Annotated in this window: 11 protein-coding genes; 2 read left to right on the top strand and 9 right to left on the bottom strand. The window is 69.7% G+C overall.

Annotated features, from left to right (window positions below; all coding sequences use genetic code 11):
* Positions 1-132 precede the first annotated feature (132 nt).
* Positions 133-1,080 (top strand): DMT family transporter, encoded by a 948-nt coding sequence (locus ACQ5SP_RS13110; RefSeq protein ID WP_430938832.1) that lies wholly within the window; start codon positions 133-135, stop codon positions 1,078-1,080.
* Between the two features lie 4 nt (positions 1,081-1,084).
* Here the strand turns inward: ACQ5SP_RS13110 and glmM are convergent, their stop codons facing one another.
* The 8 genes from glmM to ACQ5SP_RS13070 all read right to left on the bottom strand — a co-directional run bounded on the left by glmM (position 1,085) and on the right by ACQ5SP_RS13070 (position 11,606).
* Complete coding sequence (gene glmM / locus ACQ5SP_RS13105; protein ID WP_430938831.1) at positions 1,085-2,425, bottom strand: phosphoglucosamine mutase; 1,341 nt, start codon at positions 2,423-2,425, stop codon at positions 1,085-1,087.
* Complete coding sequence (gene folP / locus ACQ5SP_RS13100; RefSeq protein ID WP_430938839.1) at positions 2,422-3,441, bottom strand: dihydropteroate synthase; 1,020 nt, start codon at positions 3,439-3,441, stop codon at positions 2,422-2,424. The genes glmM and folP overlap by 4 nt, the downstream gene beginning before the upstream one ends.
* A 99-nt stretch (positions 3,442-3,540) precedes the next feature.
* Positions 3,541-4,488 (bottom strand): dihydroneopterin aldolase, encoded by a 948-nt coding sequence (locus ACQ5SP_RS13095; protein WP_430938830.1) that lies wholly within the window; start codon positions 4,486-4,488, stop codon positions 3,541-3,543.
* Positions 4,489-4,587: 99 nt separating this feature from the next.
* Positions 4,588-5,322, bottom strand: coding sequence for a cell wall hydrolase (locus ACQ5SP_RS13090; RefSeq protein ID WP_430938829.1), 735 nt, complete (start codon positions 5,320-5,322; stop codon positions 4,588-4,590).
* Positions 5,323-5,512: 190 nt separating this feature from the next.
* On the bottom strand, positions 5,513-8,107 hold the full coding sequence (ppdK, locus tag ACQ5SP_RS13085; protein ID WP_430938828.1) for a pyruvate, phosphate dikinase: 2,595 nt from the start codon (positions 8,105-8,107) through the stop codon (positions 5,513-5,515).
* Between the two features lie 32 nt (positions 8,108-8,139).
* Positions 8,140-10,200, bottom strand: coding sequence for a glycine--tRNA ligase subunit beta (gene glyS / locus ACQ5SP_RS13080; RefSeq protein ID WP_430938827.1), 2,061 nt, complete (start codon positions 10,198-10,200; stop codon positions 8,140-8,142).
* Between the two features lie 3 nt (positions 10,201-10,203).
* Positions 10,204-10,677 (bottom strand): DUF6446 family protein, encoded by a 474-nt coding sequence (locus tag ACQ5SP_RS13075; protein ID WP_430938826.1) that lies wholly within the window; start codon positions 10,675-10,677, stop codon positions 10,204-10,206.
* Positions 10,674-11,606 carry a glycine--tRNA ligase subunit alpha gene (locus tag ACQ5SP_RS13070; RefSeq protein WP_430938838.1) on the bottom strand — a complete coding sequence of 311 codons (933 nt, stop codon included), beginning with the start codon at positions 11,604-11,606 and terminating at the stop codon, positions 10,674-10,676. The genes ACQ5SP_RS13075 and ACQ5SP_RS13070 overlap by 4 nt, the downstream gene beginning before the upstream one ends.
* A gap of 163 nt (positions 11,607-11,769) precedes the next feature.
* On the opposite strand from ACQ5SP_RS13070, the gene ACQ5SP_RS13065 reads away from it, so the two are divergent.
* Positions 11,770-13,512, top strand: coding sequence for a serine protease (locus ACQ5SP_RS13065; RefSeq protein ID WP_430938825.1), 1,743 nt, complete (start codon positions 11,770-11,772; stop codon positions 13,510-13,512).
* Positions 13,513-13,620: 108 nt separating this feature from the next.
* On the opposite strand, the gene ACQ5SP_RS13060 is transcribed toward ACQ5SP_RS13065, so the two are convergent.
* Complete coding sequence (locus tag ACQ5SP_RS13060; RefSeq protein WP_430938824.1) at positions 13,621-15,069, bottom strand: TrkH family potassium uptake protein; 1,449 nt, start codon at positions 15,067-15,069, stop codon at positions 13,621-13,623.
* Positions 15,070-15,257 lie beyond the last annotated feature (188 nt).

The raw sequence follows: 15,257 nt of genomic DNA, 5'->3' as shown, positions 1-15,257 counted from the left end.
TTGCGGGTATTGTGTCTGTGGCTCTGGTCGGAGAGGGTGTTCGAAAGCTCAAAGAATTAATAGAAGGCTGGGGGGGGGGGGGGGGCCCCCCCCCCCCCCCCCCCGGTACTGATTCAAGGGGATGACACGGGCATGAAAGCGGGCGAACCGGCCGGACCCGGCCTCGTCAACTGGGCGTTGATCTCGTGCCTCGGGCTGCTCTGGGGCGCCTCGTTCATGGGGGTGACGCTGGCGCTCGACGGGTTCGGGCCGCTCTCCGTCGCGGCCTACCGCATCGCGCTGGCGGCGATGGTTCTGCTCGCCGTGACCCGCGTGATGGGGATCGCCCTGCCCATGCCGGCCACGGCCGAGGGCCGCGCCGTGCTGCCCTTCGCCATCGGCATGGGCCTCTTTTCCAACGCCTTCCCCTTCTTCCTGCTCAGCTGGGGGCAGCAGCACGTCGCCTCTGGCTTCGCCGGGATCACCATGTCGGCGATCCCGCTCCTCGTGCTGCCGCTGGCGCATCTGTTCGTGCCTGGCGAACAGCTGACCGCGCGCAAGGGGCTGGGCTTCGCCATCGGTTTCGTCGGCGTCGTCATCCTGATCGGCCCCGGCGCCTTCCGCTCGGCCGGCGGCGATCTCGAGGGGCTGGCGCGGCTGGCCTGCCTGGCCGCGGCGGCCTGCTATGCCATCGGCGCGATCCTGACGCGGCGCTGCCCGCCGGTGCACCCGATCGCCTTCGGCGCGGTGGCGCTGTCGGTCGCCACGGCGCTGCTGCTGCCGGTCGCGCTCTGGCGCGAGGGGCTGGCGACCGCGCCGGGAACGGTGCCGCTGCTGGCGATCCTTTACCTCGGGCTGGGCCCGACGGCGCTGGCGACGCTGATCCTGGTGCGGGTGATCCGCAGCGCGGGGCCGAGCTTCCTCAGCCTGACCAATTACAAGGTGCCGGTCTGGTCGGTGATCTTCGGCGCGGTCTTCCTGGGCGAACGCCTGCCGCCGCAGTTCCTTGCCGCCCTCGCCGTGATCCTGGCCGGGCTGGCGATCAGCCAGCTCCGGATGTGGAAGCGCGGGTTCCGGGCCCCGGCGCCGGGCGGACGCTGAGGCCTCAGGCCGCGGTCTCGACCGCCGCGACGACCCCGTCGACGACATCGGCCAGCAGGGCCTCGTCCTCGCATTCGGCCATGACGCGGATCAGCGGCTCGGTGCCGGATTTCCGGATCAAAAGCCGCCCCTGCCCGTTCAGCCGGGTCTCGGCCGCGGTGATGGCCGATTTCACTTCCGGCAGGCCCAGCGGGTCGCTGCCCGCCGCGTAGCGCACGTTCTTCAGAAGTTGCGGGCAGGGTTCGAACCGGTGGATCAGACGGCTGGCCGGCTGGCCGGTGCGCACGATCTCCGACAGGAACTGCAGGCCCGCGACGAGACCGTCACCGGTGGTCGAGTAATCGCCCATGACGATATGGCCGGACTGCTCGCCGCCAAGGTTGAAGCCCCCCGCGCGCATCGCCTCGACCACGTAGCGGTCGCCCACCGGTGTCCGGTGCAGCGCGATGCCCCGATCCGAGAGATAGCGTTCCAGCCCGAGATTGGACATGACCGTCGCGACCAGCGTGTTCCCGGCCAGCCGGCCCTTCTCGGCCCAGCGCGCGGCCAGCAGCGCCATGACCTGGTCGCCATCGGCCACGGCGCCGGTCTCGTCGAGGATCATGACCCGGTCGGCGTCCCCGTCGAGGCTGAGTCCGACATCGGCGCCGCTCTCGCGGATGGCGCGCGCCGCGCGCTCCGTATGGGTCGAGCCGCAGCCGTCATTGATGTTGACGCCGTTGGGGCTGACGCCCACGGCCACGACCTCGGCCCCCAGTTCCCAGAGCGCCTCGGGCGCGGCCCGCCAGGCCGCGCCGTTGGCGCAATCGACCACGACCTTGAGCCCGTCGAGCCGGACATGGCGCGGAAGGGTGGTCTTGGCGTATTCCACGTAGCGCCCGCGCCCGTCATCGATGCGGGTCGCGTGGCCGATGTTCCGCGGCTGGCTGAGCTGGATCTCGCCGTTGACGATGGCCTCGATCTCGGCCTCCGCCTCGTCGGACAGCTTGTAGCCATCGGGACCGAAGAACTTGATCCCGTTATCCTCGTGCGGGTTGTGCGAGGCCGAGATCATCACGCCGAGATCGGCACGCATCGACCGGGTGAGATACCCCACCGCCGGGGTCGGCACGGGGCCGAGCAGGAACACGTTCATCCCGGTCGAGGTCAGCCCGGCCGTCAGAGCGTTCTCCAGCATGTAGCCGGAGCGCCGCGTGTCCTTGCCGATCACCACGCGGTGCTCGTTGCCGTCGCGGCGGAAATAGCGCCCCGCCGCCGCGCCGAGGCGCAGCGCGACCTCCGCCGTCATCGGGTGGCTGTTGGCGCGCCCGCGCACGCCGTCGGTTCCGAAAAGCTTACGCATCAACTCCACCTGTCATCGAGACCATGCACCGCCCGCCAGAGCGCCACCGCCTGGCAGGTCTCTGCAATATCATGAACGCGCAGGACGTGAACGCCCTGCCGCAAGCCTTCCAGCGCCACGGCGACCGAGCCCGGCCCCCGATTGGCGGCGATCTCCTCGCCAGAGACCGTGCCGATGAAGCGCTTGCGCGACACCCCCAGCAGCACCGCGCAGCCCAGCCCGTGAAACAGGCTGAGCCCGCGGATCAGCGCCAGGTTATGCGCCACGGTCTTGCCGAAGCCGATGCCGGGATCCACGAGGATCCGGTCGCGCGGGATGCCGGCGGCCTCGGCCGCGGCCACGCGGTCGGCCAGGAAATCATAGACGTCCAGCAGCACGTCGTCGTAACGCGGGTCTTCCTGCATCGTGGCTGGATCGCCCTGCGCATGCATCAGGCAGACGGGCACCGCGGCCCGCGCGGCAAGATCGGCCATGCCCGGATCGAAGGTAAAGGCCGCCACGTCGTTCAGCATCGCCGCCCCGGCCTCGAGCGCCGCCGCGCCCACCGGGGCCTTGCGCGTATCGATGGAAATCACGGCCGCCGGGTGGGCCGCGGTGATCGCGCCGATCAGGGGCACGGTGCGCTGCATCTCTTCCTCGACCGGCACCTCGGCCGCGCCGGGGCGGGTCGATTCCCCGCCGATATCGAGGATGTCGGCGCCCTCCGCCAGGATCGCACCGGCGCGGTCCGCCGCCTTGCCGGGGTCGTGATACCATCCCCCGTCGGAGAAACTGTCCGGCGTGACGTTGAGCACCCCCATGATCCGCGCCCGGTCGAGCGTCAGCCCGGCCAGCGGCGCCCGGACGCCCGTCAGCCGCGCGCGCGCCGGCTCCGGCAGGTCGGCCGCCGCGATCACCTTGCCCGGCGCCCCGCGATACAGCACCTCCACATGGTCGAACCAGGCCGGCGTCCCGGCCAGCGGCAGCGCTCCGTCGGGACGGTCGGGGCCGATCCAGGCGATCGGGCGGTAATAGGCGATCTGCGACGTCACGGGGTACCCCCTCGATCCAAGGATGTCCGTTTCTCGCAAATGGCCCGCGGACGCAAGCCGCGGCGGCGGATTGCCGCCGCCGCGCGCTCAGAGCCGATCCGCCCCCGCGACAGGCAGGCGGTCGATCGACAGGTCGCTGTCATCCGTCGCGCCGTCGGTGCCCACATAGACCAGCCGGGCCGCGTCGAAGCCATGCGCGAACCAGAGCGCGAGCGCCTCCGGATCGGCCCCGGCAGGCGCGTCATGGGCGTCGAGCACGACCTTGGACGGTGCCCAGACGCTCATCTGCCCGTGACCCATGCCCCATTCGAGTTCCGTCCTGCTTTCGACCACGACGCAGCGCCGGTCGCGGGCGGCCAGCATCCAGGCGTTCTGCTCGATCGCCAGCAGATCGATCCGCCGCTGCGCCGCCGGGACGCTGGTCCGGGGGGCCGGGATCGCGGCCGCCCCGACACAAAGGATCACCGGCAGCGCCTGGGCCGCCAGCGCGTCGATCCAGGCGGGCAGCGCGTCGCTCGCGACGGTTTCGGGCGAGAGATAGGCCACCAGCGGATGCAACCGCTCGTCGGCCTCGGCCTGGGTGGCGGGCACGGCGCGTAGCCCGGCCCGGTGGGCCTGGCGCTGGCTGCGGACGATCTCGACGCCGAGCGCGCCCGGCTCGCGGTCGAGCTTCTCGATCCGCACGAAGACCCGTTCGGCACGGCGGTCATGCAGAACGCGTTCCGCCGTGCGCTCGGCCAGGGTTTCCAGCAGGTTCAGACGTTCCGCGGCCAGCTCGTGGCGGATCGCCTCGGTGATGGTGTCGTAGGACAGCACCCGGTCCACGTCGTCGTCGAGCGGCTTGGTCGAGGGGCGCACCTCCACCACGACGTTGAAGCGGATGCGCTGCCGGGTGCCGCGCTCGGCCTGGAAGGCCCCGATCTCGACCTCTTCCACGTAGTCGCGCAGCGAAATCCGGTCGAGCGTGTCGCGGCCCGCGGTCGCCTCGGAGCGTTCGAGGGGATGCGCGAAGGCAAGGCGCAGGTCGTTGGTCATGGCTCGCTCCGGTCCGGCTGGCGTTGCGGCCTAGTATAGGGATTTGGCCGACGCCTCAAGCATCGGGCGCGGCAGGACCGGGCCGGGATGCGACGCGTCTCAGCGCATCGAGAGGCGCGTGGGATCGGTGTAGAAATGATGCACGCCGATGGTCGTGGTCCGGTCGAAGCGGCGTGCCCAGCGCGGGTTCACGGCCTTGGTGTGGTAGTAGGTGGCGCCGTCGGTCAGCTCGCGCGGGGCACCGTCGAGCATGATGCGCGCGACCTTGCCCACGCGGTCATGCGCACGCGGCTCGTGGATGACCTCGGCCGCGCCGTCGCAGGTATAGGTGAACTGGCACTGGTAGCGCGCGCCCGTGCCCTGGTTCACGACACCGCAGACGGTGTCGGGAAAGGCCGGCGAGTCGACGCGGTTCAGGATCACCTCCGCCACGGCGAACTGCCCTTCGACGGTTTCGCCGCGGGCTTCGAAATAAAGCGCCTCGGCCAGGCATTCCCACTCGGCATCGCCGCGCGCGGTGGGCAGGGCGTCGATGGCCTCGATCGTGCGGGCCGGCATCTCTTGCTTCTCGGCCTCGCGCCCGGCGAAGAGCGCGGCCAGCACGCTGCGGCGCTGGCGCGCCTTTTCCTCGCGCATCGGCTGCGAGAGCCGCGCAAGGCGATCCGACGACACCCGCTCCATCGCGGCCTTCTCGGCCCCGAGCATGGAAGATATTTCGGCGTCGACCCCGGATGTGGGGTCGGTGGCGCTGCTGGCGGTGACGTCGGCGGTCCCGGTTTGCGACCACGCAAGTATCCCCGCCGCGGCAGCGGCAATGGCCAGTCCGTGTCTCATCTCGAGTGCCCCAGGTTACCCAGCTTCGCGAAATGCTGAAAAAGCAGTCAACTTCAGACCGGCCATATAGAGCATCGGGCCCGGGACGTCCAGCAATGTGGCAAAAATACGACAAACGCGCCGCAGCCTGCCATGGCCAGCGGCGGTCCCAGGTCCCGCATCGATGCCGCGCCGGGGCGCTAAAACCCCGTTACTCGGCGATTTTCCTGTCTTCCACCCGGTCGGTCAAGGCCAGCTGCGCCGCGGCGAGCCGCGCCACCGGCACCCGGAACGGGGAACACGAGACGTAGTCAAACCCGGCCCTGCGACAAAATGCAATCGATTCGGGCGAGCCGCCATGCTCGCCGCAGATCGACAGCGTCAGGTCGGGCCGCGCGTCGCGGCCGCGCTCGGCCGCGATGAGCAGCAACTCCCCCACCCCGTCGGGATCGAGCGTGTGGAACGGATCCTCGGGATAGACGCCGAGCGAGACATAGGTGCTCATGAACCGCCCGGCATCGTCGCGCGACAGGCCATAGGTCATCTGCGTAAGGTCGTTGGTCCCGAAACTCAGGAAATCCGAGGTCGTCGCGATGTCGCCGGCCCGCAGCGCGGCGCGCGGCGTCTCGACCATCACGCCGAGCGTATAGTTGAAATCCGCGCCCTTCTCGGTGCGCACGGCCGCCGCGATGGCATCGACCCTCGTCTTGACCAGCTCCACCTCGCGGCGGGCCGAGACAAGCGGGATCATGATCTCGGGCACGACCGGGTCGCCGTTGCGGCTGGCCTCGATCGTGGCCTCGAAGATGGCCCGCGCCTGCATCTCGTAGATCTCGGGCACGGTGATGCCCAGCCGGACGCCGCGCATGCCCAGCATCGGGTTGAATTCCTGCAGCGCCTCGATCCGCGACACGACACGGCTGACCGGCAGGTCCAGCGCCTCGGCCAGGTCCAGCATCGCCTCGCGGCCGCTGGGCAGGAACTCGTGCAGCGGCGGGTCGAACAGCCGGATGCAGACCGGCTGGCCCTGCATCGTCTCGAAGAGCGCCGCGAAATCGTCGCGCTGCATCGGCAACAGCACCTCGAGCGCGGCGCGCCGGTCCTCCGGCGTGTCGGCGAAAATCATCTCGCGCATGACCGTCAGCCGGTCTTCCTCGAAGAACATGTGCTCGGTGCGGCAAAGCCCGATTCCCTCGGCGTTGAAGGATCGCGCGAGCTGCGCATCGGCCGGCGTGTCGGCATTGGCGCGCACGCCGATGTCGCGCACCGCGTCGGCCCACTCCATCAGGCTGACGAAGGCGTCGTCGAGCGCGGCCTCCACCGTGGGCACCGCGCCGGCCAGGACCTCGCCAGACGAGCCGTCGAGCGTGATCAGGTCACCCTCGCGGAACACGCGCCCGTCGCGGGCGGTCAGGGTCTTCTCGCGCGGGTTCAGGTTCAGATCCGAGGCGCCCACGACGCAGGGCACGCCGATCCCGCGCGCGATCACCGCGGCGTGGCTGGTCACCCCGCCGCGTTCGGTCAGCACGCCGCTGGCCGCGTGCATGCCGCGCACATCCTCGGTCGAGGTCTCGAACCGCACGAGGATGCAGGGCTCGTCCTGCGCGGCCGAAGCCTGTGCGGCGTTGGAATTGAAGACGATCCGCCCGGTCGCGGCGCCGGGGCTGGCCGCGATCCCGTGGGCGAAGACGTCACGCTGTGTCCGCGGGTCGATCTGGGGGTGCAGCATCTCGGTCAGGGCGCGCGGCTCGATCCGGGCCAGCGCCTCTTCGCGCGGGATGATCCCGTCCTCGGCCAGGTCCACGGCGATCCGCACCGCCGCACGGGCCGAGCGCTGAACCGCGGCCGCGTCGAGGATCCGGGCCTCGCCGCCCTCGATCGTGAACTCGATCTGCACCTCGTCGCGCAGGCCGCGGCGCGCCTCGCGCGCATAGGCTTCGAGATCGGCGAAGGCCGCCGGGCAGATATCCTGCAGCGACGGGCCGCGCGCATCGCGGGTCAGGTAGGCGACGCCGTTCTCGCCGTCGAGCGCCTCGCGGCCCTGCGCCTGGGACTGGTAGCGCCCCGTGATCTGCGGCGCCCCCGTCGCCGAGGAGACCAGCTGCATCACGCCCGCGCCGCATTCACCGGGGCCGAGCCCCAGCGCCATGCGCTGCACGATCAGCCCCAGCGCCGCGTCGGCCGGGGCGCCCTTTGCCTGGCGCAGCAGCCGCGCGGTGGTGCCCTCCCAGGCGCGGGCCATCGACCGCAACACATGGCCGAGCTGCACCGCCGGATCCTGCGGAAACGGCTCTTCCATCTCGAGCTCGTAGGTGCGGAGCGCCAGGTCACGGGACTCGGCGGCCGGAATGCCCGGCTGGAAACAGGCGGCGAATTCCTCGGCGTCGAGCCGCGCGACATGCACGGAATAGGACTGCACGAAGCGGGCATAGATCTCCGCCGCCGCATCATCGCCCAGATGCTCGGCCAGCCGGGCGCAGACCTTCTCGTTCAGCCCGATGTTCAGCACCGTGCCCGGCCCGCCCCAGGCCGGGTTCTCGGGGCTCGACCGGACCGAGACGACCGGGTCGGCGCCGAAGACCGCGAGGATCGACGCGACATCCGGCATCTGGCCCGCGGCGATGGCGCGGACCGCGGCCACCGACAGGGCCACCGCGTCGGGCACCGGCATGCCGAGCCGCATCAGCCGCACAAGGCAGCGCGCCCGGTTCCCGTAATCGGGGATCGGCACGTGGGCCTCGGCATGAAGCCTCTGAAAACCGGGCTGTTTTTCCAACCGCGCACCCTCTGTTTGCGCGCGCAGCATAGCAGCCGCGGCGCCCGAGGCAAGCGGCGCGATCAGCCCTCGATCCGGCGCAGATCGGCCACTTTCAGGCAGATCTCGCGGATGCGGTGCAGAAGGTTCAGACGGTTGCGGCGCAGGATCTGGTTTTCGGCGTTCACCACCACCGCTTCGAAGAAGGCGTCGATCGGCTGGCGAAGATCGGCCATGGCCGACATGGCAGCCGCGAAATCCTCGGCCGCCAGCGCGGGCGCGATCCTGGCCTCCGCCGCGTCAAGCGCGCCGAAGAGCGCCTTTTCCTCCGCCGCCTCGGCCAGCTTGGCGTCGGGCCCGAAGGAATACTCGACCCCGTCCTTGCGTTCCTCGTCGGTTAGGATGTTGTTGGCCCGCTTGAAGCCCTGGGTCAGGTTCTCGCCGTCATCGGTCTCGAGGAAGGTCGCCAGCGCCTCGGCGCGCTTGACCAGCAGCACGAGATCGTCATTGCCCGGCATGCCGATACAAGCGTCGATCACGTCGTGGCGAATGCCCTCGTCGCGCAGGTGCACCTTGAGGCGATCGTGGAAGAAGGCGAGGAGGTCGTCGGCATCCGCGCCCGCATAGCCCTTGACGAAAACCTCCGAGAGATGCGCGCGCACCGCGTTCTCCAGCATCAGCCGGATCACGCCCAGCGCCGCGCGGCGCAGCGCGAAGGGATCCTTGGATCCTGTCGGCTTCTCATCGATGGCCCAGAACCCCGTCAGCATGTCGATCTTGTCGGCCAGCGCCACGGTCACGCTGACCGGCCCGGTCGGCACGTCGTCGCCGGGGCCGAGCGGCTTGTAATGCTCTTCGCAGGCCTCGGGCACGCCGTCGTCATGTCCGGCGGCCTCGGCGTAATAGCGGCCCATGATGCCCTGCAGCTCGGGGAACTCGTCCACCATCTCGGATTGCAGGTCGGCCTTGACGACGCGGGCGGCCTCGGCGGCGAGATCGGGTTTCGCGCCGACCAGCGGCGCGATCTCGCGCGCGAGCGTGGAAATTCGTTTTATCCTGTCGGCTTGGCTGCCAAGCTTCGAGTGGAACGTGACCGTCTCTAGACCGGCGGCCATGCCTTCGAGCCCAATCTCGCGAACGGTCCGCAAGTCGTTCTCCCAGAAGAATTTCGCGTCCGAAAGCCGGGCCGCCAGAACCTTGTGATTGCCGGCGAGGATCGTGGCGCCGTCATCGGCGGTTTCGCGGTTGGCGACGGTGACGAATTTCTCGATCTGCCCGGTCTTGGGATTGCGGACGGAAAAGAACTTCTGATGTTCCTTCATCGAGGTCTGCAGCACCTCGGGGGGCAGGTCGAGGAATGCCGCGCCGATATCACCCATCAGCACCACCGGCCATTCGACCAGCCCCGCGACCTCGGCCAGCAGCGCCTTGTCCTCGACCACCTCGAGCCCCTGGGCGAAGGCCATGTTATGGGCCTCGACCCAGATGTGATCGGCGCGTTCCTCGGCGCTCAGGATCACCTTGGCGCGCTTCAGCTTTGCCTCGTAATCATCGAAACCAGTTACGGAAAAATGCGATGGTGCCATGAATCTATGGCCGGCGGTGACGTCGCCTGCACGGAGGCCGTCGATCTCGAGATCGACCGTCTCGGCGCCGGCGTCGTCCGTCAGGATGCAGAGGATCGAATGGAGCGGGCGCACCCAGCGCAGGCTGCCCGCGCCCCAGCGCATCGATTTCGGCCAGGGGAAGTGGCGCACCACCTGCTCGACGACCTCGGCCACGATCTCGGCGGCGGGGCGGCCCGGCTTCTCGAGGGTGGCGAAATAGACCTGCCCCTTCTTGTCGTCGCGGATCTCCAGCTGATCCCTGGTCAGGCCGGTCGCCCGCAGGAAGCCCTCCAGCGCCTTTTCCGGCGCATCCACGCGCGGACCCTTGCGATCCTCGCGCACGGTCGGGCTGTCGGCCAGCAGCCCCTGCACGCTCAGCGCCAGGCGGCGCGGCGTCGAATGGGCCACGGCGCCGGCATAGGTCAGGCCCGCTTCCACCAGCCCGTCGGTGACGCGCGCCTTCAGGTCCGCCGCCGCGCGGGCCTGCATCCGCGCGGGGATTTCCTCGGAAAAGAGTTCCAGCAGAAGATCGGGCATCGCTTACTGCTCCGCGTATTTTTCGTTGAGCTGGTGCCAGGCATAGGCCCGGCCGTCGGCATAGACGGCGATCACCCGGTCGGCGCCCTCGGCGATCTCGCGCTGGCCCATGAAGGCCACGGCGCGGCCGGCCGCGAGATCGCGCGCGATCGCCTCGGCGTCGAAACAGTCGAACCAGTAGGGCGCGGTCAGCGGCTCGGCCGCGTCGTAGATCTCGTAGGTCTCGGTCAGCATGGCCAGATCCATCGAGGTGGTGAAGCAGGCCCGGAACTTGAGCGGGCTGGTCCCCGCATCGGTGGCGACGATGTCGTCGGCCGTCATCGGCTGGGTCTCGCCCCCGCCGACGCGGGTCAGGCGCAGCTCCACCGCTTCGGCGGGCACGTCCTCGTAATAGGCGAGCGTCTGGAAATACCAGAGCGCCGCGCCGAAGGCGACCGCGAGACCCAGCAGGGTGATGACGATGATGCGCCCGTTCACGCCGCCCGCCCCCCGGCATCGGTCTGGACGAAGGCGTCGGCGCACATCTTCGCCAGCGCCCGCACCCGGCCGATATAGGCCTGCCGCTCGGTCACCGAGATCACGCCGCGCGCATCCAGAAGGTTGAAGATGTGGCTGGCCTTGATGCACTGGTCATAGGCGGGGTGCGCCATGACGATGCGCTTTCCGGTCTTGGGATCCTCGGCCGGCGCGGCCAGAATGCGGGCGCATTCGGCCTCGGCATCCTCGAAATGGCGCAGCAGCGTCCCGGTCTCGGCCACGTCGAAATTCCAGCGCGAGTATTCTTCCTCGGGCTGGCGGAACACGTCGCCATAGGAGAGCGCGATCGGCGCGTCGGGATCGTTGTAGGGCATCTCCATCACGTGATCGATGCCGAGGACGTACATCGCCAGCCGTTCCAGCCCGTAGGTCAGCTCGCCCGAGACCGGGTGGCAGTCATGCCCGCCGACCTGCTGGAAATAGGTGAACTGGCTCACCTCCATCCCGTCGCACCAGACCTCCCAGCCAAGGCCCCAGGCCCCCAGCGTGGGGCTTTCCCAGTCATCCTCGACGAACCGGATGTCGTGCAGCCCCATGTCGATGCCGATGGCTTCGAGCGAGCCGAGATAGAGCGCCTGAAAATCCGGCGGCGAGGGTTTGATCAGCACCTGGTACTGGTAATAATGCTGCAGCCGGTTCGGGTTCTCGCCATAGCGCCCGTCGGTCGGGCGCCGGGAGGGCTGCACATAGGCCGCCGCCCAGGGCAGGCTGCCCAGCGAGCGCAGCGTGGTGGCCGGGTGGAAGGTGCCCGCGCCCACCTCCATGTCGTAGGGCTGCATCACGGCACAGCCCTGGCGACCCCAGTACTCCTGAAGCCGCAGGATCACTTCCTGGAAACTGCGGGGTTTCGCGCGCGTCTCGCTGCCCATGCCGTACCTGTCCGTGCCGGTGAAATGCGCGTTCTCAATAGGCAACACGGACCGGGGGGTCAATTGCGCCGCGGCAAAACTTGGGGGTGCAATGATCCGGACCTCTGCTACCTTCTGTTCTTGAATCGTCGATCACGCCCGCATTGCCTGTTGAGGGAAATTCATGAAGCAGCTGTTCCTGTCCGTTTTCCTGGCCGTCCTGGCAAGTCTCGCAACCCTTCCGGGCGCCGCCCGGGCCCAGGATGCCGCCTGGATCCAGATCGAGGCGCACCCCGATCTGCGGACCGCGCGCGAACGCGCCAGGATCTTCGCGCTGACGCTCGACCAGGTGCACGCGTTCCGGATGGACACCGGCTGGTACGCCATCGCGGTCGGGCCGCTGTCGCGCGGCGCGGCGCTGGCCGAGGCCCGGCGGCTGCGGCTGAGCGGCCTGGTGCCCGGCGACAGCTACGTGGTGGACGGCGACAGCTATGCCCGGCAGTTCTGGCCCATCGACTCCAACGCCGGCACGACCGCCGCCGACCAGGCCGAGCGCGTGACCGGCACCGCCCCGGCGCCCAGCCTCGCCGAGCCGGCCCGCGAGACGCCGGCCGAGGCGCGGGCCCGCGAACGTGCGCTCACCGGGGCCGAACGGCGCGACCTGCAGCGCGCGCTGCAGTGGTTCGGCTTTTACGACGCGGGGATCGACGGCGCCTTCGGGCGTGGCACGCGCGCCGCGATGTCCGACTGGCAGGCAGCCCGCGGCTACGAGCCCACGGGCGTCCTGACAACCCGCCAGCGCGCCCGGCTGATGGACGAATACCGCACCATCCAGGACCGGCTCGGCATGCGCCTCGTGACGGACGAGACCGCCGGCATCCGCCTGCTCATGCCCACGGCGCTGGTCGCCTTCGACCGCTACGAGCCGCCGTTCGCCCATTACGAGGCCGAGACCCAGGATGGCGTGCGGCTGCTGCTCATCAGCCAGGCGGGCGACCGGGCGACCCTGCACGGGCTTTACGACGTGATGCAGACGCTCGAGATCGTGCCTCTGGACGGCACCCGCCGCAAGGAGGCCGACTCCTTCCTTCTGACCGGGCGCGACGACGAGATCGTGTCCTACACCCATGCGCGTCTCGAGGACGGCTTCGTCAAGGGCTTCACCCTGATCTGGCCGCCCGAGATGGACGCGACCATGTCCAAGATCACCCGGGCGATGCAGGCAAGCCTGGCCTCGGTCGGCGACACGGCGCTCGACGAGTCGGCCGCCCCGCCCCTGCCCGAAAGCCAGCGCCGCGACCTGCTCTCGGGGCTGGAGATCCGCAAGCCCGCGATGAGCCGCTCGGGCTTCTACGTTGACGACCGCGGCACGGTGCTCACCGCGGCCGAGGTGGTCGCGGACTGCACGCGGATCACCATCGAGGGCGACTACGAGGCCCGCGTCGCGCTGACCGACGCGGCGCTCGGCCTGGCCGTGCTGCGCCCGACCGCCGCCCTCGCACCGATCGGCTATGCCGCCTTCCGCGAGACCGCGCCGCGGCTCCGCTCTGAGATCGCGGTCGCGGGGTATTCCTTCGGCGGCGCCCTCGGGGCGCCGACGCTGAGCTATGGCGAACTGGCAGAGCTGTCGGGCCTGCAGGGCGAGGCCGAGCTCAATCGGCTGAGCCTGCGGGCCGAAGAGGGCGACACCGGCGGCCCGGTCTTCGCACCCGATGGGCGCGTGCTCGGCATGCTGGTCGCGGCCGGGCCCGACGGCAAGCGCCTGCCCGAGGACGTGCGTTTCGCCGCCGAGGCCGGCGCGCTGGTCGCGCGGCTCCGCGAGGCCGGGGTCGACATCCGGGCCGGCGGTGACGCCACGCGCGTCGCCGCCGAGGACCTGACCGGCCTCGCCCGCGACATCACCGTGCTGGTCTCCTGCTGGAAATGAGACACGGCGCCGGCCGCCGTCCCCGGGGCGCCATGCTTCCGCGCATCGCGCGGTCCGGGACGGCGGTCGGCACGCCCGCGCTGCGCGCGACGGGACCGGACGATCCTGTCAGCTTCTCCAGAATTGCAGCGTCAGGATGACGTAGACCGCCATCAGTTCCAGCCGGCCGATCAGCATGCCCGCCGACAGCAGCCATTTCGCCGTGTCCGAAAGCCCGCCGAAATTGCCGGCCGGCCCGATCTCGGGCCCAAGCCCCGGCCCCACATTCGCCAGGGCCGTCGCGGCACCCGAGACCGCAGTGATGAAATCCAGCCCGGTCATCCCGAGCAGCAGCGCCAGCACCGCCAGCGTGACGAAGAACAGCATGAAGAAAGCCATGACCGAGGACAGCACGTCCTCGCCGACGGGCCGGCCGGCATAGCGCGGGGTGAACACCCCGTGCGGCGAGTGGATGCGCCGGATCTGGGCGTTGATCGAGGCCAGCAGCAGCTGGTAGCGGAAGATCTTCACCGAACACGAGGTCGAGCCCGCACAGCCCCCGATCAGCCCGGCGAGGAAGAACAGCACCACCGGGAAGCTGCCCCAGAGCTGGTAGTCGGTGCTGGCATAGCCGGTGCCGGTCAGGATCGAGGTGATGTTGAACACCGCCTCGCGGAAGGCGGGTTCGGCGGGATCGAGCTTGACGATCGTGCGGTAGAGCGCCAGCACCAGGACGAGCGCCACGATCACCGCGAAGAAGCCCCGCACCTGGGAATCCTTCAGGATCGGCCGCCCCTGCCCGTCGAGCATCTGCACGTAGCGCACGAAGGGCAGGCTTGCCAGGATCATGAACGCCGCCGCGATGTATTCCGCCGCCCCCCTGAAATCGCCGAAGGATCCGTCGCGGGTCGAGAAGCCCCCCGTCGCAAGCGTGGTCATCGCATGGTTCACGGCGTCGAACCCGCCCATGCCGACCACGGCATAGGCGGCGGTACAGGCGAGGGTCAGGCCGATATAGATCGCCGAGATCCGCAGCGCGATCTGCGCGGCCCGCGGCAGGATCTTGCCCATGGTGTCAAAGGCTTCCGAGCGGAAGATCTGCATGCCGCCCACGCGCAGTTCGGGCAGGAACACCATCGCCACGACGATGATCCCGATACCGCCGAACCATTGCAGCATGCTGCGCCACAGCAAAAGGCCCCGCGGCAGGTCGTCGAGCCCCGAGAACACCGTCGACCCGGTGGTGGTCAGGCCCGACATCGCCTCGAAGAACGCATCCACGTAGCGCGCCTCGGTCGCGCCGAGCGAAAAGGGCAGCGCCGCGAAGACCGGCAGCGCCAGCCAGACGCCGGTGGTCAGCAGGAAGGTCTGCTGCATGCCCAGCCCGGCGCGCACGCCGTTTGCACAGGACAGCGCCAGCAGGCCGCCCACCAGGCAGGTCAGCACCATGGATTCGAGAAAGGCCGCCCAGTGCCCGCTGCCGTCATAGAGATCGAGCGCCAGCGGCAATGCCATCGTCGCGCCCAGCGCGGCGACGAGCAGGCCGATCACGTAGCCGACTGGACGCAGGTCAAACATGGATGGCAGGCTTGGCCCGGCCCGCGGCGCCTGTCAAGCGCGCCCGGCACTGGCCCTTCACCGTTCCGGAAATATCCCCGCCGGAGGCACCGCGCCCGCCGGGGGGGGGTGCAAAAAGATGGATTTGTGGGGGGGGGGAGCGCGCCCCTCTCACCCCCACGTGCACAAAGCCCGGAGAGACCTGTGGT

Origin of the sequence: Rhodovulum sp. YNF3179 (assembly GCF_050586465.1) — a bacterium.
GTDB lineage: Bacteria > Pseudomonadota > Alphaproteobacteria > Rhodobacterales > Rhodobacteraceae > CAJXYS01.
The sequence above is the reverse complement of the archived record's forward strand: the minus strand, read 5'-3'. Positions and strand labels throughout refer to the sequence as shown.

Coding starts and splice junctions, on each gene's coding strand:
- ACQ5SP_RS13110 (WP_430938832.1), top strand. CDS start 133: ATGAAAGCGGGCGAACCGGCCGGACCCGGCCTCGTCAACTGGGCGTTG.
- ACQ5SP_RS13095 (WP_430938830.1), bottom strand. CDS start 4,488: ATGACCAACGACCTGCGCCTTGCCTTCGCGCATCCCCTCGAACGCTCC.
- ACQ5SP_RS13090 (WP_430938829.1), bottom strand. CDS start 5,322: ATGAGACACGGACTGGCCATTGCCGCTGCCGCGGCGGGGATACTTGCG.
- ppdK (WP_430938828.1), bottom strand. CDS start 8,107: ATGCTGCGCGCGCAAACAGAGGGTGCGCGGTTGGAAAAACAGCCCGGT.
- glyS (WP_430938827.1), bottom strand. CDS start 10,200: ATGCCCGATCTTCTGCTGGAACTCTTTTCCGAGGAAATCCCCGCGCGG.
- ACQ5SP_RS13070 (WP_430938838.1), bottom strand. CDS start 11,606: ATGGGCAGCGAGACGCGCGCGAAACCCCGCAGTTTCCAGGAAGTGATC.
- ACQ5SP_RS13065 (WP_430938825.1), top strand. CDS start 11,770: ATGAAGCAGCTGTTCCTGTCCGTTTTCCTGGCCGTCCTGGCAAGTCTC.
- ACQ5SP_RS13060 (WP_430938824.1), bottom strand. CDS start 15,069: ATGTTTGACCTGCGTCCAGTCGGCTACGTGATCGGCCTGCTCGTCGCC.